This window comes from Streptomyces sp. SID3343, from assembly GCF_009865215.1.
In the GTDB taxonomy this organism is placed as follows: Bacteria; Actinomycetota; Actinomycetes; order Streptomycetales; family Streptomycetaceae; genus Embleya.
The window spans coordinates 1-24,739 of the sequence record NZ_WWJX01001373.1; the positions used below are offsets into that span (position 1 = coordinate 1).

Genomic DNA, 24,739 nt, shown 5'->3' on the forward strand with positions numbered 1-24,739 from the left:
CTCTCCGGCACGTCCCGCCACGGGACGCCGGTGCGGATCTTCCACACGATCCCGTTCAGGATCGCCCGGTCGTCCGACCGCCGGCGACCCATCGCCCCCGACGGAAGATGCGGCCGCAACGCGTCCCACTCCGCATCGGTCAACTCATGACGTCGAATCACACCCGACATCATGCCTCAACCCGAGCAGATTGAAGACACTTCCTAGGTACGAGTACATCGTCTGCCGCAGCAGGTACTCGTACGAGGGGTAGAGCCAGGGACGCTGGCGTGGTTGACGTACAGGATCGCGTTGAGGGCGTAGCGGGGGTCGCGCTGAAGGTTGCCTTGTCACTCGCCGAGCGTCTGATGATCAGGGATTTAAGCCCGTCCGTGACCGACCGACGTGTGACTACCGCGAACTCGAACGATTCGCACTGACTTTCCGGAACTGCGGCACCGTCAACCCGTGAACCCCGGGACAGTTAACGACCCGCATGCGAGGCAACCAGCGGGGCCGGGTTCAGGTTGTTCGTTGTGGGGGGCGGAGGCGGAAGATTGACCAGAAGAGGGTTGAGGTGGTGGCGGCTGTGGCGAATAGGGTCGTGGAGCGTAGCCACATGGTTTGGGTTTGGCCGGAGGCGGGGCCGGTTGGGTCTATGAGGGTCAGGGTGAAGAGGAAGAGGGCTACGGCGTAGATGGCGGCCCAGGCGAGGCGGTTCCATTGCCATAGGGCGTGGCCGTCCAGGAATTGCATGGGGAGGAGGCCGAAGACCAGGCCCACTACTGCGGCTACGTAGGTCTGGGTGAGTAGGTTTTCGGTGACGACCCAGCCGAAGGGGGAGCCGTCCGAGGTGTTCAGGATGTGGGTGACCGGGATGCGCCACACCCACGCGGCAACCGCCAGGCCCGCCAGTGACCACGCGCCGAGCGCGACCGCGCGGCCCTCGTCGGCCGGGGCCATGCGCCGAAGGCCCGCCGTGGTGAAGGCCAGGAACAGGCCGTAGACGTAGCCCGGTGTCAGTTCCAGCAGTCGCGACGCCGTCGCCAGCACCAGGGCGACTCCGAGTGCCCCCGGCACGAGCCGCGGCAGGGCTCGGATCCGCGAGACGCGTCGCCGATAGGCCTCGGCCGGACCCTCGTACACCAGCACCCCCAGCGGCACCGCCACCAGCAACGCCAACGCGAGTGCGCCCGTGCGGGTGTTCCACCCCGTGCCCGGCTCGACCGCTACGCAGAATGCCGCCGAGAGTACGACGAAGAGCAGGACCTGCAGCTCGGGCACCCGCGGCTGTGACCGAGGTCGGGCCGCCCCCGGCCGGAGCCGCCGCCGGATCCGCAGCCGGTTCTCGGCCCACGTTTTGTTGAACAGTTCCGCCGAGAAGCCCAGGACCGGCAGCGCCAGTACGGCCGTCGCGCCGGCCAGGACGAGCGGACGCGGCTCGTCGAACAGGTCACCCGGGCTCGGCAACGCCGCTGCCGACCTCGACCGGTCCGGGTCGCTCGGTTCGGCTGCGGCCGGTGTGGTCGCGGCGCGTACCGCCAGGTCCACCGAGAAGTCGCCGTCATAGCCACCCGTCGCGCACGCCAGGGTCAACGTCCCCGCGCCGCCCGGCACTTCGCGCGGCACCGGCACGTCGCCGGCGAACCGGCCGTCAGCGGCGACCGGCACGTTCCCCAATACCGTGGCCCCAAGACGAACCGTCAGCTCGCCGCGACCACCGTCCGCCGGCTGCCCGCACGCGACGAACCCGCTGCCCTCGACGCGCAACGGTTGCCCCGCGACGGCTTCCTTGGGGGTGACGGTCAAGGCGGGTGCGGGCACCGTGAAATCGGCCTGCTGGGTCACGCCGTTGTCGGGCATGCCGACCCCTTGGGCGAAACACCGCACCGCGATCTGCTGCGGCCCGCGCGCGGGCCCCGCCGGGACGGTGAACGAGTACGCCTCGCCGTCGTTGCCCTGGATGCTGAGTTTGGTGAGTTCCCGGCCGGCCCACGTCACCTGTGCGTCGTCGTCGGCGTTGGCGTCTCCACATCGGATGTCGGTCCACAGCGTGACGGGCGTACCGGGCGCACCGGTCGAGGGCGTCAACAGCAGCCCCTTGGCCGCGAGTTCGGCCGGTGGTGGGGTGGGGTCGTAGGTTCGGCTCCGGTTGATCGTGATCGGCGTGGACGCGAGTTCCTTCTCCGTACGCGCACAACGCACGACGATCTGGTTCACCGGTTTGTCCAGGCTCGTGCCACTTTCCGTGTTGTACACCGGAGTCGGCACCGGGTGTCGGAACGCAATCGTGTTCGCGTGGGCGGTGTCCACGGGCAGGTCGCTCGCGAGCAGGTCGGCGTACCCTCCGGAGCTGCCGCCGTTGTTGGATTCGAGGTAGACATCGACGGTGTTCATTGCGCATCCGGCCAGGCCGGACCCCTTGATCGTCACGATGTCGCCGGGCAACGCGGTCCCGGGCGTCACACTCACCGACGGCCCGGCCGGCGCGGCGACCGCCACGTGCGCGAACAGCGGCACACACAGCGCCGCCACCGTCCCCACGGCCGCCGCGAACGCGGCCCGTACCCGAACCTGTTTCCCGCGCATGATTCCCCGTCCCCCGTTGCCGATGCCCGTCGATGATGCCGGCCGATTCGAACCCCGAGCGGTTCGGCGCCGTTCGATTCCGTTCGATTCCGTTCGGTGTCGTTCGGTTCCCTGCGGGATGGTTGGGAGGCTGCCTGCGGGGCCCTGGATCCCCGAGTTCCGGCTGCGGGTATCCCCCGTGACGGGGTGCCGACTCCAAGGCTGCCCGTGCTTCGTTCGGTGCTCGTTCGCGCCGGAGGGGGGTGGGCGCTTCGTGTTCTCGCCCGCCCGGCCGGAGACCCCGACCGGTAGGTCCGGTCGAGGCTGCCGGCTTGCTACCTACGGCGTCGGAACCACCGGGATGGCGGACGTCCTGGCATTGCAGTCCGCGCACTGATGGAGGTCAGGTGCCTCGGTGGTCCAGGCGTGGGGGCTGCCGTCTCTGTGAGTGAACGAGTCGCGCCACTCTTTGTCGCTGATCCTTCTTTGCTGATCGCTCGTTGCGATTGCTGGGCTCGTTGGGCTCGTTGGGCTCGTCGTGCCCGTTGGGCCCGTTGTGCTCGTTGCGTTCGCTGCAGGTGAGGGGGTTTCTGCTGTCTTCCCGGACATGTATCCCACCTTTCGGGCGGACTTCCGCCATGGGCGCCTGCTTTCAACGGTAGGGCCGAGAACGTGGATGGTGTGGCGTCGAGACCAGGGAATCGGATGCCCGTGTTCCGAATCGGTGCCGCCACACGACATGGCCTCAGCCTTCACAGGAGCGGCGAGTGCCTGACGATCGCCGGACGCCTCCACCGGTACCAGGACCGAGACCAGAACCAGGACCCGGACCCGGACCAGGACCAGGACCAGCGATCAGCGCAACTCCCCTGCGTCGTCCCGCCGTACGGTCATGCCGGCCACGCCGTCCGGTCGATCGGGAGCGAGCGGTGCCCCAAGCGCTCCGAGCCGCCCGATCCCCTCGATCCCCTCGATAGCCTGGTGCCGTGGGTCTCCCCGGGATTTGGGCGGTGGGCGCGATGGCTCCCGATGCCGTTGCCACGTTGGGGTTCGTGCGGGCTGCCATCGATGCCGCCGCTCGCGCGAATGCGTCCGCTTGGCAGCGTTGGGCGGCTGACCCCGGAGACTTCGGTGCGCTCGCCGCCGTCGTCAACACGAGCCCGTTGGACTTGATGAACGGTGGGGCCGGATTCTCCTGCGTTGAATTGTGGGAGCGCACCGATCCTGACATCGAGATGGTTTTCGCCATCTTGCGCAAGACGGATCAGGTGTCCGCGCTGTGGTGGGTGCTGGGTCCGGAACGTGCGGCCATGTTGCCGGGCTGGTGCGGCGACATGATCTTGACGCCGGCGGAGGCTCGGGCGGCTCTGCCCGCCGTGGAACGCGCCTTCACTTGGACGCCTGCTCGGTACGCGGCAGCGATGGCTCGGCTCACCGAGATCGTCGGAGTCGAGAACGCCGCGAAGCTCCTGAGCGGAGTTCCACGCCTGTGGCGCGAGGCCGTGGCGGCCGATCGGGGGATCGTGGGCACGAGGGTGTGGATGTAGGGGGTGTCGTGTCGAAGGCCTGTCGGGAGTTCTGTGGCGAGCGTTGGGGAAACGTCCGCATGAAAGTCTGCTTCGGAATGATTTGTTGATTGACCTACTTTGTTACGCTGTCCGTATGACAGCCGAGAGTCTCGCCCCCACCATGCCCGACCTCACCGCTCTGTTCCTGCACGCCGGGCACGTGCTGAACACCCGCCTGGCGGCCGCGCTGTCGGCGATCGGCGTGACGCCGCGCAGCTTCTGTGTACTCGCGCACGCGGTCGACCGGAACCTGACCCAGGCCCAGGTCGCCGAGGTGTCCGACCTCGACAAGACGACGATGGTCGTTACGATGGACGAACTGGAGAAGGCGGGGCTGGCCGAACGGCGCCCCGCCCCGACCGATCGTCGGGCGCGGATCATCGTGGTGACCGACTCCGGGCGTGACCTGGTGCGTGCCGGTCGCGAGATCGTCGACGGTGTGAACCGCGAGGTCCTCGACACCCTGCCCGACGACGAACGCCGGGCCCTTGTCTCGGCCATGGAGCGGCTTGTCCTCGGCGGCATCCTCACGACGCCCGTCGAGACGGACGTAACCGTTCGCCGGGCCCGGGCGGCCAAGAAGTAGGCCGGAAGGTCGGGGCAGTCAGCCAAAGATCGATCCGCAGCAGATGGGTCGATAAGAAATGAGTCTGAAGAAGATCGTCTATAACAAAACTATCTGCTAACGTCTCTCTCGGTGGTCGGTCGTTCCGCCGACCGGTCCGTACAGGGAGATGAGCAGCATGGCGCGCAGGGCCGCATCGCTTTCGTTGGAACCCTCGGGGCCGTCAGGTCCGGCAGACCCGTCAGGCCCGTCAAGCCCGGCAGACCCGTCCAGCCCATCAAGCCCGGCAGACCCGTCAAGCCCCTCAAACCCCTCGGCCGAACCCCTCGGCAGATCACGATGGTTGGCGCTTGCCGTGCTGTGCGCCGGCGTCCTGATGGTGGTGCTCGACGGCACGATCGTGATGGTGGCGTTGCCCGCCATCCAGAGCGATCTGGGCTTCTCGCAGTCGGGCCTGGCGTGGGTGGTCAACTCCTACGGCATCGCCTTCGCCGGCCTGCTCCTGCTCGCCGGTCGGCTCGGCGATCTGATCGGCCGACGCCGGATGTTCGTCGCGGGCATGGTCGTCTTCACCGCCGCCTCGCTGCTGTGCGGCGTGGCCACCGGGCCGCAACTGCTGATCGCGGCCCGCTTTCTCCAGGGCGCGGGCGGCGCGATGTCCTCGGCCGTCGCGATCGGCATGATCGTGACGCTGTTCCCCGACCCCAAGGAGCGGGCCAAGGCGATCGGCGCGTTCAGCTTCGTCGGTGCTGCGGGCGCGTCGATCGGCCTCGTCCTCGGTGGCGTCCTCACCGAGGCGCTGACCTGGCATTGGATCTTCTTCGTCAACGTCCCGATCGGCATCGCCGCGACCGTGCTCGCCTTCCGCTTCCTGGTCGCCGACCGCGGGCTCGGGCTGAGCGCCGGTGCGGACATGTGGGGGGCGCTCGCCATCACGTCGGGCCTGATGCTGCTCGTGTACACGATCGTCGAGGCGGCCGGCAACGGGTGGGCCTCGGTGCGCACGCTCGGTCTCGGCGCCGTCGCCCTGCTGCTGATCGCCGGCTTCGTCTGGCGTCAGGCCAAGGCCCGTACCCCGTTGTTGCCGCTGCGGGTGTTCCGGTCGCGGCAGGTGTCGGGCGCGAACGCGATCCAGCTGCTCATGGTCGGCGCGCTGTTCGGCTTCCAACTGCTGATCGTGCTGTACCTCCAACACGTACTCGGCTACGGCGCCGCCAGGTCCGGTCTGTCGATGCTGCCGTCGGCGGTGGTCATCGGGATCATCACGCTCGGCTTCTCGGCTCGGATCAACGCCCGCTTCGGCGAGCGCAACGTGGTGATCGCCGGCCTGGTCGTGCTGCTGGCCGGGCTGCTGTTCCTGACCCGGGTGCCGGCCGACGGCAACTACTTCATCGACGTCCTGCCCGCGCTGTTGGCGCTTTCCGGCTTCGGGCTCGCCATCCCCGCCCTCACCACGCTGGGCATGTCCGGGGCGACGGCCGAGGACGCGGGCGCGGTCGGCGGGCTGTTCAACACCACGCAGCAGGTGGGCGGCGCGCTCGGCATCGCCGTACTCAACACGCTCTCCAGCGGTCGGGCGGAGAACCTGCTCGCCGAGGGCAAGAGCAACGCCGAGGCACTGACCGGTGGTTACTCGTTGGCCTTCGGGATCGGCGCGGGTCTGATCGCCGCCGCGATCACGCTGACCGTGCCGGTCCTGCGGACCCCGAAGCGGAACACGGTCGTCGTGGCCGAGGGCGAAGCCGACCGAGAGCGGGAGCAGGCCGAGCCGTTCGTCCACTTGGTCTGAGCCGACTGCCGGCGCCGGCGGGCGCCGACCGACCCGCGCCGACCGACCCGCACCGATTGCCCCGTGTCGCCGTGGCGGCAGGGGCTTTCGGCGTTGCAGGATCTCGCGACACGGGATCGGGCCGCAGGCCCAGCCCTCGTACGACCCCCGGGCGGACCCGCTCCGGGCACCCATGGCGGGGGAGCCATAGCCATCGAACGACCGTGCCCGGAGCGGGAGTCACCAGTGGGCACGGTTCATTCGTAGCCGCGAACCGATCGGATGGGTCGGCTCGAGGAAACTCTGCGCGGCAACTGCCTCTACCTCTGGTCGTAGTTCGGGTCGGCCCGCCACCCGCCCGGTGGCTCGACGTACGGCGAGCATTCGCCGCAGATCCCGCAGGCCCACCGCCCGTGCAGGCCGGCCACCGAGGCGCCGCAGATCGTGCACCGGTGTTCCGTGTAGTACGGATCCGGGACGGACTGACCGGCCCTGGACTTACGTGAAGCGGACGGGAAAAGGGGCGTATCGGACTCGATCGATTCGGCGACCATGCACCCAAGTGTGCGGTGTCCGGGCAACCCGGACCAACCATGACGAAGTCTGCGGCGTTTCTCGGGCAGACGTACCCGTCGGAGCGCGAACGCCCGGAGCGAACTCCGGCGCGGTCGGCGGAAGTGGTGCGACACGGAGTCGGTGCCCGAATGCCCTCAACGCCCTTACGCGCCCCCGCGCTTCGGGGCCTCTCAGCATCCAAGAGGATTGTCTGATTTAGACCCGTTCGAGTGAAGCGTGAGTTATTTGGATCATTGCGGGATTCGGTGACTCTAGGCTCACCATCGTTAGCTCAAAGTGAGCTTTCGGCCCCCGAAATGGTGTACTACCACCGCCCCAGGGGCCTGACCACTACAGGGCGGACCCCCTAAATGGATACCTACAAGCGTACTCACAACCCTGCCTCCACGAAGGCCAACCGGCCCGATCTCACTCTTTCGTGGGCAAGCCCGATGGCCGTCGTCCGGGCCGAACACACCCGCGACTTCGTCCAGATCAGCAACGCTCTCGCCCGCGACAGGCGCCTCGAATACGGCGCCCGTGGATTGATGGAGGAGTTGCTTTCCCGTCGCCACGTCGTCTCGTTCGACTCCCGTGCGATCGCCGCCCTGTGTGAACGCGAGGGACGCGCCACGATTCGGCGCTATCTCGCGCAGCTCGAAAAGTGCGGCTACCTGCGCCGGCGGACCGTACGTATCGGCCGCGGGCGGATCATCACCCAGACCGTGCTGTGTGAAGACCCCAACGCACCCGATCCGTTCGCGCTCCTCGACGCGGTGAGCGAGGAGAAATGCCAGGTCGTACCGACGCCCCACCACCGGGCGACCGGCCGCGCGATCACCCCGGACTCGGCCGGTAAACCCCCCAAGACGACATACCTGAAAACGTGCGCCGACATCCTTTCCACCCCCCACCCGACTACCCGAACGTGCGCGTGCGAGGCGCCCGGGCCGATCGCGGCGCCGGCCGCAAAGTGGGCCTCGGCCCCGATTCCCGCCCCGGTCCCCGAGCCCGTCCTCACGCCGACCGCCACGCCCGCCCCCGAGTCCGCCTTCACGCCCGCCCCTGCGGCGCCTCCTGAGCCCGCAGCCGCGCCCACCCCCACACCGATTCCCGAGCCGGTCCCCACACCACCCCCCGAGCCACCTCCCGGCACCGCCCCTACACCGACCCGCGCGCCCGACTCCGTCGTTTTCCCGCTCCACGTCACCCAAGCCCGGGCGCTGCTCTCCGAGTTGCACCACGACGCCCCGAAACTGATGCTGAGCGAGCGTGAGATCGACTACCTGACCCAGCCCGCCGCGCAATGGCTCGCGCGCGGCGTCCCGTACCACCGCGTCGTGTACGCGCTCACCAGCGGCCTGCCGACCCCGATCGTCGCCGCTGCCCGCCTCGTCGAGTACCGCCTGCTCAACAAAATGCCGCCGCCCGACCCGACCTACCTGCCCCCTTGGCCACCGCAAGCCGACTGGGCCCCGTACATCCCCGCCCAGACGCGCGGGCCGGCGCCGAGACCGGCGCCGACACCGGCACCGGCGCCAACCCCCGCCTTCGAACCACGATGTCGGTGCGGCAAGCCCGGCGCCGACACGTGCCTGGACTGCCTCGACGCCGTGGCCGACCAGGGCATCGCCAAGGTCCGGTCCGCCTGGCGCAGAGCCCGTGCGGGCACCTGAGTTGTCCGCTTGGCTACCGAGCCGCCGTCGCCCACACGGGGGTCCCGTTGGCCAGCCGCGTGGACACCACGCGGCAGCCCATCAAGTCCACGGCGGCCAGGATGTCGCGGCGTACCCACTCGTCGTCGTCCGGCGGGAAGGACACCCGAATCCGATGGTCGTACATGGCCTCGTACGTCACGAGCCAATCCCTTGCGGTCGCCGCGAAGTGGTCGCGGCGCCGGTCGTCCGCACCGACCTCCGCGCCCCGGTCCGCCGTCGGCGTCAGCGCCTCGCGCAGGATCCGCAGCCGCTCCACGTACGGAAGTTCGCCCTCGTCCAGCCGGACACACACCTGCCTGCGAGTACGCGCCGGCTCGAACCACGGCGCGAGACCGGTGTCGTTGGCCGGCAGGAGCGCGGACTCCAACGTCCCCGTGACCCAGCGGTCCAGGAACCGGGCCGCGCCCATCGGGTGTTCCTCGTAGCCGCCGCCGCGGCCCCAGATCACCACCGACCACGTGTCGGCGGGCCCGTCCGTCAGCCACCCCAGCCGGTTCGCGTCCTCGTCCGAACCCCAGATCAGCAGGCCGCCCGGCGACGGGTGCAACGGATAGGGGTACTCCCGCGCGGCGTCCGCGCCCGCCGGAACGAACTGCGGTGTCCCCTGCCACTCGACCCGCGAGTGCGCCCGGTTGCCGAACGGCGTGTGCACGGACAGGAAATCGGCGAAGGCCCCCCACCCGTATCGCTCGACCAAGGCCCGGTAGTCGGCGGGCAGCGACACCGAAAGCGCGGCTTCGACCGCGCTCCAGTCGCCCGCCGCGTCGACGGGATCGACCGGCGGGGGAACACGCCGAGTCAACTCGGCCAAATGATCGGTCACCCCCGCACCCTAAGCGGCGGGCACCGCATCCCAGGCACTCACGACAAGCGACACCACACGACCGGAGCCACCCGACACACACCGAGCGTGGCCCCGGAGATCCACCCCGGAGTGGCCTGATACCTCCTCCGAGGCCCGCCCCGCAGCCGCCGGCGGCCTCCGCCGAAACCCACCCGCAGCCGCCCGCGGTCTCCGCCGAAGCCCGTCGGGGAGACAACGCAGGACACACCCGGGAGACACCCGCCCGCCCCGCCGGCGACCACTCACTCCGAGATTTCGATGGTCCCCGCCATCCCGGTTCCCACGTGGTACATGCAGTTGAACGTGTACGACCCCGGCCTGCCGAAGCTCATCTTGATCTCCTGCGACTTGCCGCCCTCCGAAGCCGGTATCGCCGCGACGCCAGGCATGATCATCTGATGCGGGGTGATCCCGGTATCCGCGAGCGTGATCACCAGCGGGCCGGTCCTGGCCCGGATGATCGACGGCGAGAACCGCAGTTTGTCGTCCACGCGCAACTCGATCCGCTGCACCCCGTCGGGGCCCTCGACCGCCTTGCCCTCCGAGGCCGCCGCCGTCGCCTCCGCCTCGCTCATGTGCGAGCCGGGACCGCCCTCGGCGCCCCAACTCCCGCACCCCGCCAGCACGAGGGGCAGCGCGACCGCACCGGCAACCCAACGCCAAGGCCGCACGGGTCAGCCCTCCAGAAGTGATTGACCGACATAGCCGCCCTGCGCGCACCCCGGGGGGATCACGAACATCGCGCTCGCCTCGTGCCGCAGGAAGGGGGACAGCGCGTCACCGCGGGCCAGCTTGCGCTGGATCGGGACGAAGCCGTCCGCCGGGTCGTGTTGCCACGCCAGGAACAGCAGGCCGGCGTCCGGCGCGCCGTCCGTGCCGAAGCCGTCGTGGTACGAGTAGCCGCGTCGCAGCATCGTCGCGCCGCGGTTGAACTCCGGCGCCGCGACCCGGATGTGCGCGTCCGCGGCGATCACGGGCGTGCCGTCGGGGCCCGGCTTGCCGAAGTCGGCGGCGCTGTGCTCGTCGCCGCCGGTCAGCGGTGCACCGGTGTCCTTGGCCCGGCCGATCACCCGCTCCTGCCGGGCCTTGTCGATGCCGTCCCACGTGTCGAGCAGCATCCGGATCCGGCGGAAGACCACGTATGTCCCGCCCGTGACCCACTTCTGGTCCGTGCCGGCCGTGCCGGATGTACCGCCCGCACCGCCCGCACCGCCCGCACCACCCACGTCACCCGCGTCCTCCGCGACGAAAATCTTCTTGTCGAAGGCCGGGTCGTTGGGCTTCGGGTTGTTGGTGCCGTCGATCTGCCCCATCAGGTTCCGGTGCGTCATCGGCTTGGCCGTCGCGCCGGGGGAGCGGGCGAAGCCGTTGGACTGCCAGCGGACCCGGGCGACACCCTTGGCCAGTCGCTGGAGCGTCCGCACCGTGGCGAACGCGACCAGCCCGTCGTCCGCGCACACCTGCGTGAACAGGTCGCCGTCGCTGCGAGCCGCGTCCAACGCGTCACCCGGGAACGGCGGCAGCGGCGCGAGCGCGGCGGGACGGCGCTGCGCCAAGCCCACCTTGTCGAACAGCGTCGCGCCGAACCCGAACGTGACCGTCAACGAACACGGCCCCGCGTCGGCGGCGACCTGGTCGTCGCCGTCCACCACCTCGCCCTGGGTAAGCCGCGCGGCGGTGTCCGACCAACGGCGCATCAACGCCGCGACCGCCGCCCGATCCGCGCCCGGTTCGAGATCCCACGCGAGCAGGACGGCCTTGGCCTGCGCGGGAGTCGTGATGCCCGCCTGGTGCTTGCCGAAGAACGGTACGGCGGTCGAGCCGAGTCGGGTCAGTGGCGTGCCACCGTCCCGGTCGGACTCACCCGCGAACGCGACCGCGCCGCCCCCCACCCCGATCGCCAGACCGCCCGCGCCGGCGGCACCGGCCACCCCCACGAAACGCCGCCGCGAGACGGACCAACGACCGGACGATGCAGGTTTCATGACCTTTTCCTCAGACTCCTCGGACCCCGAAGGATCCACGACGGACGTCCCGACGGACGCCTTGACGGACGCGTCGACCGACGTCCCGACCGACGTCCCGACGGACGCGTCGACCGATCTCCCGACGGAGGCGTCGGCCGACCTCTCGACCGGCGCCGCAACGGACGCCCCGATCAACACGCCAACCGGCGTCGAAGCCCGGCCCCCGGTCGGATCGCCCCCCACTCCACCGACCTCCACGGAGCCGACCGCGTCCCCCACCGCTCCCGCCCCGGCAACCGCCCCCCGCCGCACCACGACCACCAACGCCAGCGCCACCCCGAGCCCGGCCCCGAACACCAGAACGGTCAACGCCCGATCGGCCACCAGCCCGCCCACGAACGGCGACGACGACCGCCACAGCACCGGCAGGTCGTAGCCCGCCACCCGCAACGCCAACACCCCGACCGTCGGCGCAGCCAACCACGCGCCGCCGACCCGACCCCGCACCAGCAGCACCGCCCCCGCGAACGCAACCGCGCACGACAGCAACTGCAACAGGTTGCCGGCGAAGAACGCCCCGGCCCACGCCCCGAAACCACCCGCCCGCGCCGCCGCGACCAGCGCCAGATGCAGCACGCTCGCCCCGGCGACGACGCCCGCGAGCGCCCCGTACACGAGCAGAGCCCGCCGATACACCACCCGCAGCCACACCGGCACGAACACCAGTACCGCGAGCACGAGCGACCCGACGATGCCCGGCCACGGGCTGGGTCCCGGCTCCCAGCGCAGTTCGCCGGTCGCCGAGAGGTCGCGGTCGCCGATCTTCATCGGCACGGTCCACGACTGGACCCGCTGGGCCCGGTCCGGATCGGCCATCACCCGTGGTGGCAGCCGCTGTTGGACGATCCAGTGCACCCGCTGGTCGTACCACCGCGCGACCGGCTCGGCCGAGATCTTCCGCCACTGCGGGGCGCCGGTCGGCTGGAGGTTCGACTTCTCGTCGACCGAGCCCCACCGCTCGCTGCTCAGCTGTACGGCGGGGGACTGGGCGTTCTCGTACACGCCGCCCTTGCCGATCCGCAGGAACGGCTCGCTCATGTAACCGAGCACGATCACGTCCTGGGGACCCGAGTTGCGCACCTCCATCCGCGCGCCGTTCTCGATCACCCGCACCGACAGGCCCGGTACGAGCTCCGTCGGCGAGGTCATCACGGTGTGGAAGTTGCTCGGGCCCTGGCCCGACAACTCCTGCGCGGACGCGCTGCCCGCCGGGGCGAGGCACGCCAGCACCCCGACGAGCAGCAGCACGAGGCGTCGTACCTGCCTCACTTGACCTCCACGGGCACCGTCACGGTGATCCGGTCGACGTCCGACGTACGGATGGAGAACGACAACTCCCAGCGGCCGGCCATCGGCAACGAGAGTTCGCCGAACCAGTGGCCGGGAGCGGCCCGGTGGATCTGTACATCCGCGCCGTCGATCCCCTTGTCGGGCAGCGCCGCCGTGACGGTGGCCTCCTCGACCTCACGGACCTCGCCGATCGGAGTCGAGAAGTACATGTGCAGCTCGTTCGAGCCGACCCGCGCCGGGTCCACCGTGAGGTCCAACTTGCCCTTGCCCGCCGCCCCGCCCGCGTCGAACGGGACGGTACGACTGACCGGTCCCGCCTTCTCGACCTGCGCGCGCTCGTGCGCGGTACGGCCCGGCTCGGTGTCGGTGAGCACCGTGGTGACGCCGAGTACCACGATCGCGAGCGCGGCCTCGATCGCGACCGCCTTGCGCAGCACGGCCCACGTCGGCTTCGCACTCTTGCCCAGGTGGCGCTGCAGCCACCGCCGCGAGACCCACGCCCCGGCCAGCATCAGCAACACGAGGTCGACCTTGAACACGAGCAACAGCCCGAACGTCGTGTCGAACAACGCGGCGAACGAACCCACTTGCCGCCACGCCGCGTACACACCGGTCGCCACGAGCAGCACGACCGAGACGAACGCGGTCCGCGAGAACGTCGCCACCGAAGGCACGTCCAAGCCCGCCTCCGGAGCGGGTGTACCGGGCCGGATCAACAGCGTGACCACGACCGCCAACCCGCCGAGCCAACCCGTCATCGCGAGCACGTGCAGCGTGTCCGCGGTCATCGCGATCGGGACCTGACGGCCCACCGAGGCGTGGTTGGCGACCGGCCACGTGAAGGCGATCGCCGTGCACAGCACGACCCATATCGCGGTCGACACCCGCCGAGCCCGAACGCCCGCATCGGCGAGCGTGGTGATCAACCACCCCAGCAGCGCGCCGACCGCGCCGAGCAGCAACACCCGCGCCGCGAGCGCCTTGCCGAGCTTGGTGTCCAACGTCGCCCGCAACACGTCGGCGTCGAACGCCGAGGACAGTCCGAGTCCGGACGCGTTCGGTCCGTGCAACATCAACACCGCGAGCGAGGCCAGCAACAGCCCGCCCCACGAACACGACAGCAGCAGCCACACCCGGAAACGGCCCACTGCGGCGGGCCGCGCGATCAGGAGGAACAGCATCGCGCCGCCGAGCACGGCGAACGACAGATACGCCACCCCTGTCGCGGCCCGCTCCAGGACGTCGGTCGCCGTCGAGCCGTCGTCGGTCAGGTCGGAGATCTTCACCCCGCCCGACGCCTGCCCGATATTGAACGTGAACGCACCGGAGATGGGGTGCGAGTCGGCCGACACCGCGCGCCACGCGACCGTGTACGTACCGGTCGCGAGCCCCCCGCGCAACGGGGTGACCACGCTCGTGTCGCCGACCGGGCCGTGCTTGGTCTGGTTGGAGTCGACCCGCTTGCCGTCCGGGTCGAACACCTTGACCCCGCCGAGCCCGATCTCCACACCCTCGCTGAACCGCAGCGCGACCTGGGCCGGCGCGCTGGTCAGCGTCGCGCCGTTGGCCGGGTTGGACGACTCCAGCACGGCGTGCGCGGACGCCGCCCCCGCGCCGCCGAGCACGAGCGCGGCGAGCAGAAGCGGCAACGCGAGCAGCCACGAGAGCACCCGGCGCGAACCCGAGCGCCCGGACCTGCTCGGGCCTGCCGAAGGCGAGTGGGGGCTCGGGCTCGGGCTCGGGCCGGGGCTCGGGTTTGGCCTCGGGCTCCGGCTCGGCAGGAGCGTGCGGTCAGTGGCCTGCATGGCCCGAGTGGTCTTCCGCAGGAGCGGGCGCGCCTGCGGGCACGTCGCCCGGGCGTTCGGTCACCCCGAGCACCGGCACCTGCACGGTGACCGGCCCGGTGCGCTGGAACGTGAGCGTTACCGCCACGGTGTCGCCCTTCTTCAGTGTCTGGGTCGGGTTCATGAACATGATGTGGTTGCCGCCGCGCGCAAGCACACCCTTGCCACGCGCCGGTACCTCCAAGCCTTGGATGTGCTGCATCGAGTTGCCGGCGGTCTGGTGCAACATCACCTCACCGGACAGCGGACTGGCGACCGAGAGCAGCCGGTCGCCGGTGTCGCCGTCGTTCTGCACGATCAGGTAGCCCGCGGCGACGTCCGTCGAGGACGGTTGCGGAATGTACGGGTCGACGATCCTCAGCTGCGGCGCGCCTTTGGCGGCGCCCGCGTTCTGCGGAGCCGGCGCGTTCGCGGCCCGGTCCGCGGCCCGGTCGGAAGACGACGAGCCGGAATCGGCGCACGCCACGAGCACGGTGCCGACGCCGAGCGCCAGCACGCCGCCTACGGCCAGGGGAACTGCCTTGCGGGGGAGCGGGAAGAGCTTCACTTCTTGGCGTCCTCGGGGTGGATCAGCAGCGGCAGGTCATGGGCGAAGTCCTCGGACGTGTTCCCGTTGGCGGTGCCGTCGGGGTTGAGTCCGCTGCTCGCGCTGTACATGACCGGCCCCTCGTTGTCGGGACCGAATGCGATCACCTGCGTCCCGTGGGTGCTCACGACCTTGCCGTCCGGGCCGGTCACCGGCGCTTCGATCGAGATCCCGACCTGCCGGGCGGCGGCCTGGATCGTGTCGAACGAGCCGGTCAGGCCCACGAACGACTTGTCGAGCGAGTCGAGCCACTCGCGCAGGGCCGCCTCGGTGTCCCGCTCCGGGTCGGTGGTCACGAAGACCACGTCGACGGTCGCCCGGTCCTGGGCCGGGAGCTTGACGAGCGCGCGCACGATGTCGCCCATCACGGTGGGGCACGCGTCCGGGCAGTGTGTGTACCCGAAGTACAACAGCGTCGTGCGACCGGCCGTCTTGGCCCTGAAGTCGTACGGCTGCCCCGAGGTGTCCGTGAGCGTCAACTCCGGCTTGGTCCACGGCGGGTCGACCGCGATGCCCTTGTAGATGGACTTGGCCTCGCGCACCTTGACCGGCGAATCCCCGGAACCACCCGAGTCGTTGCAGCCGGTGGCCAGGAGCAGCCCGGCCGCGGCCAACGCCGCCAGGCGCAGACCGACTCGGCGACCCTTCCCGCGCGGAGGGAGAACGGCCGCCCGAAGGCGACCCGTCCCCCGCGGCCCGGACCGGTCTGGGGACTGCGTTGCGTTGCTCATCGTTCTCCAGCTCTTTTTCATTTCCGAACGAACGGCCGTCGAGCGAACGGTCGCCGAGCGAGCGGCTTCCGGACGGACGGCTGCCGATCGAACGGCTGTCGAACGAACGGCTTCCGAAGGCCCGGCCCGCCTCGGACCGGTGGGTCCGAGGCGACCCGAAGCGGGACAGCCGCGGCGATACAGGAGCGCGGTGTCTAGGACGCGGCGGACGTACCCCGGCGCGACGCGCGCAGGACGCCGAACACACCGGCGCCCAGGCCCAGTACGCCCACGACGATGCCGACCACGCCGAGCGTGCGCGCGGTCGAGTCGCTGCCCTTGTCGTCGGACGTCGCGGCGACCGTGGCCTTGGTGTCGGCCGCCTTGGTGTCGGTCGCCTTGGCATCCGTGGGCTTGCTCGCGGCGGGAGCGTCGGCGGCGGCCTTCGGGGTCAGCTTGAGGACCGGGGCGGGGTACTGCGGCTCCTTGCCGTCCGGGCCCGGCATGTCGATCCAGCGCACGATCTCGCCGTTGTCGTAGGTCTGGATCGCCTTGAAGACGAGCTTGTCGACGTCTGCGGGCAGCTTGCCCATCGACACCTCGAACTCCTCGAACGTGCCCGGGTTCACCCGTACGCCGGCGTCCGCGGTCCAGGTGATCTTGGAGACGACCTCGGTGAGCTGCTTGCCGTGGTTGTCGATCGGCGTCGTCAGCTTGGTCTTCTCGACCTCCGACTTCCAGCCCGGCATCGCGCGGGTCTGGACCGACGTGAGCGGCTTGTCGGCGGGCAGGGTGACCTCGAGCTTGGTGGTGCCCGCGTCGTCGCGCTCGTTCGGGACCCGGAACGCGACCTTGGCGTAGGAGTCCTGGACGGCGCTGCCCGGCTGCACGCTCACGTGCGCCGACGCGGAGCCCGCGAAGGCGAGGATGCCGGCGCCGGTGGCGGCGGCGATCACGGTGAGGCGGCGGCGCGTGGTGGTCATGGTCATGGGTGTCTACTCCACGGGTGATACGGCCGGGTGCGCGCACATGGGCGCGCCACTCGGCACGAAACGGGGACGGCACGACGGCGGATGCGCGCCTGGTGCCCCCGTCCGGCCACGAACCGTACAAACCACGCAGTTCACGAGGTTCGTACGCTCGGATCGTTCACGCCGTTCGTAGTGTTCGTGTCGTTCGTGTCATTCGTGTCATTCGCGTCCTTCGACACGACCACGACCACGACCACGACCACGACCACGACTAGGACCGGGGGCTCAGCAGGCGAGCGCGTACTCCGTCGGCGGCCCACGCCGGGTAACCGCGTGTCGCAGATACGTCTGATGCGTCGCCACGTCCGGTTCGGCGCCGGTACGTCGGGCCCCGTCCGCGGCCTCGACCGCAGGGACGACCAGAGCGCACAGCACCGCGAAAACGACCCGAAGCGGCGCTGCGGCCAAGGCGAGCACCGTGAACAACGCGGCCTCGCCGCGCCGCAGCCACCACCCGGTGAGCAGGGCCGCCACGACGTGCGCGAGGAGCATCCCCGTACCACCGTCGAAGAGCATCGGCCCGGAGCCGTGCATGTGGTGCTGCCCGGCGGACGCGTCGGGCCCGGGCAACAGAGCCGGGTCGACGCGCGCGTTGCGCACGATCTCCTCGGGCGACCAGCCGCTCGGCAGCAGAATGTGCCCGTCGGAGTCACGCGGGCCGCACAAAAGTCGGTCGAGCAGGCTGCCCGATCCCGTCGGCCCGGGCAGAGCCGGCGCGGCGACTGCGGAGGCCCACGTGAACAGGGTGTGCAGGGCGACCTGGGCCACGGCGAGCAACGCGGTGATCGAGGCGAGCGAGCGCTGGCGCCCGGCTCCCGCGAAGGCCGCGACGAACACCGCGCCGAATCCGACGGCGGGCGCCCATGTGGGCAGCGGATCCGGCGACATCCACGCGTGAGCGCATGCCGCGAGCGCGGCGCAGACCGCCGCGAACACGGCGGCGCGCACAGCGCGGAATGGTACGGACACGGCCGACATGACGAACCATGGTCTCATCGCGCAAACCGGGACGGTTCCCGGGGCCGACAAGAGGCAACAAACGGCAAGTCGGCCCATGTCGGCTCGCGTCGGCCCGTGGCCGCGAGTCGATGCGGCCGAATGAATCGTCTTTACGCACTATTGCCGACCGATCAAGTGATGCGCGCATACGTGACCCGCCCGGCGGCAATAAAACCAGGTGTGTGATCCGCCGGATTCAGCCGGTTCCGAGTGACGTCGAAAGGCCGCTCATGGACATGAGGTGGACTGTCCACCTACCACGGGAATCGGCGAGCGTGCCGATGGCACGCAGACTTCTGGTCGGAGCGATGGAGACGGCGGGGGTGGACCGCGAGATCGCCATGGAAATCGGACTCGCCCTGTCCGAAGCCTGCGCGAACGTCGTCGAACACGCCCGCAGCGGCTCCCGGGCCGAGTACCAGATCAGGGCCGGCATCACCGGCAACTGCTGCCGCGTCGAGATCATCGACGGCGGCCCCGGCTTCCCCAGCGACCGCCTGCACGGCATCACCCACGTGGCCGGCCCGGCCGCCGAAAACGGCCGCGGCCTGATGCTCATCCGGGCGATGACCGACCACGTACAACTAAGCAACCACCCACGCCGCGGCGCGGTCCTACGCTTCGAAAAAACCCTCCGCTGGCGCAAGGACGCTCTGGTCCAGGTGTCATAGCCGACCACACTCCGCAGAGGCCGAGAACGCCCCACCCCACGAAGAGCCACGGCCACGCACCGAGATGACGCACCGTACGACGCGGCCCCCACGCCGCCGCGCCGTACGCGGCCGCCGCCCCGGCACCCCGATACATCTCGGCCCACGAAAACGGAGCCGAACGGAATCAGCGCCGCACCAACCGGCCTCGAACAACGCGAGGCGTCGGAGGACGCCCGCTGACCGGACACCCACCACGAAGGCCGGCCGGCGAGCCGGACGAGCGACCTCCCCGAGAGATCAAGGCCGCAACCGAAGCAGCGACGCCCGACCCACGGCCCGCGAAGAACCTTGCTCGTCACTACTACTTGCGAGGCAGCCAAGACCACACGAAGCATTCGCACCAAAAGCCAAAAACAAGCGCTCACGACCGACCCAATGAAACCGCCCGCAACCACCCCCACCGCCACCCAAACCCGCAGGTCACCGAGCCTGCTCCCGGCACGCGCGGGGACGGTCCCCTGACCTGGGCCGGGGCCTGTGTCAGTCCGTCTGCTCCCGGCACGCGCGGGGATGGTCCCACCGGGATCTCCACCCACCTGTGGGTTTTGACCTGCTCCTCGCATGCGCGGGGATGGTCCCGGTGACGCCAAATCCGTGACCGGGGTCCGCGGCTGCTCCCCGCACACGCGGAATTGCTGCCGTCCCGCTCGATTCCGCCGCCGCCGGCGACGAGCTTGCGCGCTCGTCGACGCGGACCCCGCGATGCCCCGTGACCAGCGACGTGCGTCCCCGCTGCAGAGCCGCAGTGTGCTTTGCAAGCACGGCGTCTCTGCCTCCTCGATGGTGAGGCGGTCGGCTGCGACCTGTGCTGCGACGGGGTGCTGGAGTCCGATCACGGCGGCGGCGAGCCACGCGGCGGAAAGGGACACGTCGAAGTCGTCCGTGTGCCGGCCTCGGCGGACGGGCCGACTTTTCGGTGACTTCCTCCCGTGCCTGCGGGGCTCCGAGTTCAGCAGGAAGAGACTGATCAGCTGTTTGGCGAATCGCGGAGGGGCGATCGTCAACGGGCGTCCACGTGTCGGCCGTGCCAGGGTGAGTCCGTGGAGCATCGAACGTCTATGGCAGCAGCGGGGGCCGTATTTCTCGATGAGGCGGATCGAGTCCTCTTGGTCGAGCCGACATACAAGCCGGGTTGGGAGATCCCTGGCGGGATGGTCGAGCCTGGCGAGTCGCCCTTGGGTGGTTGCCGACGTGAACTCGTCGAAGAGCTCGGACTGGCTCCGCCGGACGTGCTCGCCCTGCTGTTGGTCGAATGGATTTCACCTGGCCCGAAAGGCCCCGGCGGGATGCGCTGGGTGTTCGACGGCGGGGTGTTGAGTCGAGGCCGGATCGACGCGATTCGGTTGCCACCGGACGAGTTGCGCTCGTTCCGTTTCGTCGCGGCGGCCGAGATCCAGGACTACATGCCACCGATCCGGGCCCGCAGGGTCGAACACGCGCTGGTCGCGCGAAAGGCGGGTTTCGCCGTCTACCTGGAAGACGGCGAACTACCTTCCGCCACCTCACCGTAGCCGGCGGCCGGACACATCCCCGCAGGCCCCTGCACGGAGTCGTGTCCTGGTAGACGTCCGGCGCCCGGACAGAGACGGTAAGACCCAGGCGGACCCGAAACGCAGGCCGACGGCGCCGGTGGCCGGTGGCCCGGGCGCGTCCGATCTCAACTTGTCGGAACTGGGTCACAGCGATTCGATGAGGTCGAACGCGGGTGAAGTCGGATGCGTGTGAGCGGGAGGACCCCTCACCTCAAGGGACCAAGGCGCATCCGAACCGGCCCACCGCCTTGTTGAGTTGAACCGGTCCGGTACGGCGCTTCCAAGGGCGGCCAGGTGTGCTGGGTACCAACGAGTTTGGTGGCGCTGGAGCCGCCGAACAGCGCCGAAGGCATCGTCGTGCGTGCTCCGGATGAGGTGCCCTCTGCGCTCTCAATCGCCCCATGTCGTCTCCAAGACGCCCGAGATGGGCGCGGCTCCAGCCACACGCTGCGAACAGATACCGCGTCTTGGAACCATCGCCTCGTCGTACCGATTGACTCAATCCCGGCGCGAGGCGGCGGAGGACGCAGGCTCAAGCCGATCGCATACCTACCACGAGCACGGCCGGCGAGTTGGACGAGCGACGTCACCGCGAGACTATGACCGCAGGCGGGATGGCGAAGTTCGCGGTCCGTGAACCTGGGTCGTCGGTCCTGTCCGTGAGTCACGTTCACGCTCGCGCCATTTCTTACTAAACGTCAGAGAGAAGTGCATATGGGCGATTCAATGAAACTGCTCGCCAACGCACTCACCGCAAACTAAACCCGCAGGTCATCGAGCCTGCTCCCCGCGCACGCGGGGATGGTCCCCGGGCCGGTTCCGTCGGCAAGACGACGGAAAGCCTGCTCCCCGCGCACGCGGGGATGGTCCCCGAGTCGGTCACGTTGCTCCCTGGGCTTGTCGGCTGCTCCCCGCGCACGCGGGGATGGTCCCCAGGCGTCATCGGACAATTCGTCTTCGGCGCGCTGCTCCCCGCGCACGCGGGGATGGTCCCTCCTCGACGACACCGCCGGGTGTCTCGCCGGTCTGCTCCCCGCGCACGCGGGGATGGTCCCAACTCATGCCTGACGAGCTCGTCCAGGACGCCCTGCTCCCCGCGCACGCGGGGATGGTCCCGCCGACGCCGAACGCGGCGTTGTGGTGTTCAACTGCTCCCCGCGCACGCGGGGATGGTCCCAGCGAGACCTTGTCGGTGGAGCCGTCGACGAGCTGCTCCCCGCGCACGCGGGGATGGTCCCGGCCGGCCGTCCCACTCCGAGGACACGCGCCACTGCTCCCCGCGCACGCGGGGATGGTCCCAGGTCACGGATGTGCATCTTGTGCCGGGCCATCTCGGTGATTCCGAGATTCCTGCTCCCCGCGCACGCGGGGATGGACGCGTGGACATCACGGCTGGGGGCGGCCTCGGATGTTGTTGTGGGGCTCTGGTGGGTGGGTGTGTGGGGAAGGGGCTTGGGAATTGGGTTGGTTGGCTGGTTTGTGGGGTTGTGGGATGGGTTTTGGTCTGGGTGGGGTGGTGGAAGGTTACGATCGGGCCAGTGGACCGTGATGAGGTAAGGGAGTTGCTCGCCCGCGTTGCTGCCGGGGAGGCAGGCGTGGACGAGGCGTTGGACGCGCTCGTGCGCGGGCCGGCGGCTGGGTATGCGGATCTGGGGTTTGCTCGGGTGGACACCCATCGGGGGTTGCGGACCGGTGATCCCGAGGTGGTGTTCGCGGCCGGCAAGACGCCTGCGCAGACCGTTGCGTTGTTTCACCGGCTTCGTGCCTCCGGCAATCGCCCGGCCTTTGCCACGCGTGCTTCCGCCGATGTGGTCGAGGCCGTGCGCGCGGCTTTTCCCGGTGCGGCCTACACCGACGAGAGTGGCACGTGTGTCGCGGTCGGCGAACCGCCGGCGACGCGCGGTCTGGTGCGGGTGGTGGCGGCCGGCACGTCGGATGCCGCTGTGGCGGGCGAAGCTGCCTTCACGGCACGGTTGTTCGGGGCCGAGGTCGAGCGGATCGACGACGTGGGCGTGGCCGGGCTCCACCGGTTGCTTGCCGTGCACGCGGAACTCGACTCGGCCGACTGCCTGGTCGTGGTCGCGGGTATGGAGGGCGCGCTGCCGAGTGTGGTGGCCGGGCTCGTGTCCGTGCCGGTGTTGGCGGTGCCTACGAGCGTGGGCTACGGGGCGTCCTTCGGCGGGTTGTCGGCGTTGCTCGCGATGCTCAACTCGTGTGCGCCCGGGGTCGCGGTGTGCAACATCGACAACGGATTTGGGGCCGGGGTGTTCGCCGCCCGGGTGGCGCGGGCCGCCCGCGAACGACCCACGCGGACACCGCATTGAGACGCCGGATTGAATCGCAACGCGCGGATGTGCGGGTCGCGTCTGTAGGTGCGGGCCCCGTCGGTGCGTGTGGGTCGGGTTGGTACGTGCCGCAGGTCGGGTAAGGGCGCGCTTGGCGGGACGGCGCACTCGATTGGGCCGGCGAGTCGGTGAGCGGGCCGACTTTCGGGTGGGGTCGAGGATTCGCTGCCGCGAGAACGTAGCGCCCGGACGAACCAAGCGATGGCGGACGGACTTTCCGGCGCTGCGAGTGGGCCCTCCGGGCGCTTTCCGACAGCGCCGATGGCCGGCTTCGAACGGAACCCAGCGAGCCGAACGCCCCGTTGGGACGCCCAGCCGCGTGGCGCACCGCCGCAGGCGCCCTGCCCTGCCTTGCCCTGCGCGGATGCGTATGGCTGTGGTTGGGTCTTGGTTGGCTTGGGATGTGTTCCATCCGCACCACCCGTTGCGCTGGGTGGCGAGGGCTGCGGTCTTCGATGCGACCCGGGCGGCGTGGTCCGGCCTCGCGGGCCTGGCTCGGTTCGGCCGCCGCGTGGTGGACCGCCGCAGGCCGTCCTCACCCTGTCGTCCGTCGCCGTCTACGCGACGCGGCGACCCCACCCGCCTCGCGGGGAACGAAACGACCGCGCGCCCACCAAGCACAACGACCCACACCCCCAGCCGCGTGTGACCAGAGCGACCGGCCGCACGGACGGCTCGCCCGGGAAGGACGACCGCCGCCGGCCGCAGGCCCACCACGCACGCGACCCGACCAACTCCACCTCCAAGCGCAACCAAGCGCAACCAAGCGCAAGGAATCGGTCGGTTTTGGTCGGTTCGGGGGTTTGCCGGAGATCTGACGTGTGGGCTGGGACAGTGGCCGTGACGGGAGGTATCCGCTTGGCTACCGCGTGGTTCCAATGCCAGGCCGGTGCGAGCGGCGACATGCTGCTCGGTGCCCTGCTCGATGCCGGCGCCCCCCTGGAGGCCGTCCAGGAAGCCGTCGACGCGGTTGGCGTCGAACCGATCATGATTTCCGCCGAGCGAACCGAGAGACACGGGATCGCCGCGACGTACGCCAAGGTCAAGACCGTGGAGAGCCACATGCACCGCACGTGGAACGACGTTCGTGACCTGCTCGATCGGGCCGACCTGCCCGAACCCGTACACGCCCGCGCGCACGACGTCTTCGGCCGACTCGCACACGCCGAGGCTCGCGCGCACCGATGCCTGCCGGAAGAGGTGCACTTTCACGAGGTCGGCGCGCTCGACGCGATCGCCGACGTCGTGGGTACGTGTACCGCGCTGCACGCGCTCGGCGTCCAGGACGCGATCGGCTCGCCGGTCGCCCTCGGCAACGGCAGTGTCGAGGCCGCGCACGGGAGACTGCCCGTACCGGCACCGGCCGTTCTCGAACTCATGCGCGTCGCCGCCGCGCCGGTGTACTCGGGCCCCGCGCCGTACGAGATGTGCACCCCGACCGGGGCGGCCCTGCTCACCTCGGTGTGCGGGAGTTGGGGGCCGATGCCGGCCCTGCGGATCACCGCCGACGGGACCGGGGCCGGCAGTCGCCGCGTCGACGAGGTGCCCAACATCCTGCGCGTCGTGCTCGGGGAGCCCTACGTCGCGCACGCCGCGCAGTCGACCCTGTGCGGCGACGTCCTGATCGAGACCAACGTGGACGACCTCGACCCGCGTCTGTGGCCTGCGGTACTGGGCAAACTGCTCGCGGGCGGCGCGGCCGACGCGTGGCTCGTCCCGATCCTGATGAAGAAGGGCCGCCCCGCGCACACCCTGTGCGTACTCGTCTCGGCGGACCGACTCGACGACGCGCTGGACACCGTGTTCCGCGAGACGTCGACGATAGGTGCGCGGATGGTCGCGGTCGCCAAGCGGGCGCTCGACCGGGATTTCGCGACCGTGTCCGTCGAGGGCCTGCCGATACGGGTCAAGACCGCGACGTTCGAGGGAAAGGTGGTGAACGCCCAGCCGGAGTACGAGGATGTGGCCGCCGCGGCCGAGTCGCTGGGTCGCCCGGTGAAGGTGGTGATGGGAGCCGCAGCGGCGGCGGCATACGCGGCCGGGATGGCACCTTGAGCGTGGCAGCGGGTGCCGGCGCATAGCCTGGGGCGGATTCCG

At 70.0% G+C, this 24,739-nt stretch carries 17 protein-coding genes and 1 CRISPR repeat array; of the genes, 8 read left to right on the forward strand and 9 right to left on the reverse strand.

Translation table 11 applies throughout. The features are described 5' to 3' along the window. Positions 1 to 501 precede the first annotated feature (501 nt). A complete protein-coding gene (locus GT354_RS43525; protein WP_161362574.1) occupies positions 502 to 2,568 on the reverse strand; it encodes an FGLLP motif-containing membrane protein in 2,067 nt (688 codons plus the stop codon). 1,214 nt (positions 2,569 to 3,782) lie between these two features. Here GT354_RS43525 and GT354_RS43530 point away from each other — a divergent pair. The 4 genes from GT354_RS43530 (at position 3,783) to GT354_RS43545 (ending at position 8,679) form a co-directional block, all read left to right on the forward strand. Continuing rightward, positions 3,783 to 4,094 (forward strand): hypothetical protein, encoded by a 312-nt coding sequence (locus GT354_RS43530; protein ID WP_161362576.1) that lies wholly within the window; start codon positions 3,783 to 3,785, stop codon positions 4,092 to 4,094. Between the two features lie 115 nt (positions 4,095 to 4,209). Then, positions 4,210 to 4,701, forward strand: coding sequence for a MarR family transcriptional regulator (locus GT354_RS43535; protein ID WP_161362578.1), 492 nt, complete (start codon positions 4,210 to 4,212; stop codon positions 4,699 to 4,701). Between the two features lie 322 nt (positions 4,702 to 5,023). Then, positions 5,024 to 6,469 carry a DHA2 family efflux MFS transporter permease subunit gene (locus tag GT354_RS43540; RefSeq protein ID WP_272924004.1) on the forward strand — a complete coding sequence of 482 codons (1,446 nt, stop codon included), beginning with the start codon at positions 5,024 to 5,026 and terminating at the stop codon, positions 6,467 to 6,469. Between the two features lie 905 nt (positions 6,470 to 7,374). Next, positions 7,375 to 8,679, forward strand: a complete 1,305-nt coding sequence (locus tag GT354_RS43545; protein ID WP_161362580.1) for a hypothetical protein — start codon at positions 7,375 to 7,377, stop codon at positions 8,677 to 8,679. Between the two features lie 13 nt (positions 8,680 to 8,692). Here the strand turns inward: GT354_RS43545 and GT354_RS43550 are convergent, their stop codons facing one another. From GT354_RS43550 to GT354_RS43585, 8 genes are all read right to left on the reverse strand, one after another. Further along, complete coding sequence (locus tag GT354_RS43550) at positions 8,693 to 9,544, reverse strand: SMI1/KNR4 family protein (RefSeq protein ID WP_161362582.1); 852 nt, start codon at positions 9,542 to 9,544, stop codon at positions 8,693 to 8,695. A 263-nt stretch (positions 9,545 to 9,807) separates the two neighbouring features. Continuing rightward, a complete protein-coding gene (locus tag GT354_RS43555) occupies positions 9,808 to 10,236 on the reverse strand; it encodes a hypothetical protein (protein WP_161362583.1) in 429 nt (142 codons plus the stop codon). A gap of 3 nt (positions 10,237 to 10,239) precedes the next feature. Continuing rightward, complete coding sequence (gene efeB / locus GT354_RS43560) at positions 10,240 to 11,550, reverse strand: iron uptake transporter deferrochelatase/peroxidase subunit (protein WP_161362615.1); 1,311 nt, start codon at positions 11,548 to 11,550, stop codon at positions 10,240 to 10,242. 1,307 nt (positions 11,551 to 12,857) lie between these two features. Beyond that, positions 12,858 to 14,552, reverse strand: a complete 1,695-nt coding sequence (locus tag GT354_RS43565; protein WP_161362585.1) for a copper resistance protein CopC — start codon at positions 14,550 to 14,552, stop codon at positions 12,858 to 12,860. 121 nt (positions 14,553 to 14,673) lie between these two features. Further along, positions 14,674 to 15,273, reverse strand: a complete 600-nt coding sequence (locus tag GT354_RS55220; RefSeq protein ID WP_346012444.1) for a copper chaperone PCu(A)C — start codon at positions 15,271 to 15,273, stop codon at positions 14,674 to 14,676. Then, on the reverse strand, positions 15,270 to 16,043 hold the full coding sequence (locus GT354_RS43575) for an SCO family protein (RefSeq protein WP_161362587.1): 774 nt from the start codon (positions 16,041 to 16,043) through the stop codon (positions 15,270 to 15,272). Before GT354_RS43575 ends, GT354_RS55220 begins: the two co-directional genes overlap by 4 nt. 194 nt (positions 16,044 to 16,237) lie before the next feature. Beyond that, positions 16,238 to 17,011 carry a YcnI family protein gene (locus GT354_RS43580; RefSeq protein WP_161362589.1) on the reverse strand — a complete coding sequence of 258 codons (774 nt, stop codon included), beginning with the start codon at positions 17,009 to 17,011 and terminating at the stop codon, positions 16,238 to 16,240. A 267-nt stretch (positions 17,012 to 17,278) separates the two neighbouring features. Further along, complete coding sequence (locus GT354_RS43585) at positions 17,279 to 18,001, reverse strand: hypothetical protein (RefSeq protein ID WP_161362592.1); 723 nt, start codon at positions 17,999 to 18,001, stop codon at positions 17,279 to 17,281. A gap of 287 nt (positions 18,002 to 18,288) precedes the next feature. Here GT354_RS43585 and GT354_RS43590 point away from each other — a divergent pair, with 287 nt between their 5' ends. The 4 genes from GT354_RS43590 to larC all read left to right on the forward strand — a co-directional run bounded on the left by GT354_RS43590 (position 18,289) and on the right by larC (position 24,697). Beyond that, entirely contained in the window at positions 18,289 to 18,723 is a 435-nt protein-coding gene (locus GT354_RS43590; protein ID WP_346012445.1) for an ATP-binding protein, read from the forward strand. Between the two features lie 1,100 nt (positions 18,724 to 19,823). Next, on the forward strand, positions 19,824 to 20,276 hold the full coding sequence (locus GT354_RS43595) for an NUDIX hydrolase (protein ID WP_161362596.1): 453 nt from the start codon (positions 19,824 to 19,826) through the stop codon (positions 20,274 to 20,276). Positions 20,277 to 21,077: 801 nt separating this feature from the next. Beyond that, a CRISPR array of direct repeats spans positions 21,078 to 21,676; the repeat unit is 29 nt; unit sequence CTGCTCCCCGCGCACGCGGGGATGGTCCC. A gap of 159 nt (positions 21,677 to 21,835) precedes the next feature. Further along, positions 21,836 to 22,621 (forward strand): nickel pincer cofactor biosynthesis protein LarB, encoded by a 786-nt coding sequence (gene larB, locus GT354_RS43600; protein WP_161362598.1) that lies wholly within the window; start codon positions 21,836 to 21,838, stop codon positions 22,619 to 22,621. 879 nt (positions 22,622 to 23,500) lie between these two features. Then, positions 23,501 to 24,697: a nickel pincer cofactor biosynthesis protein LarC gene (larC, locus tag GT354_RS43605; RefSeq protein WP_237536037.1), complete on the forward strand. Its 1,197-nt coding sequence runs from the start codon at positions 23,501 to 23,503 to the stop codon at positions 24,695 to 24,697. Positions 24,698 to 24,739: the final 42 nt, after the last annotated feature.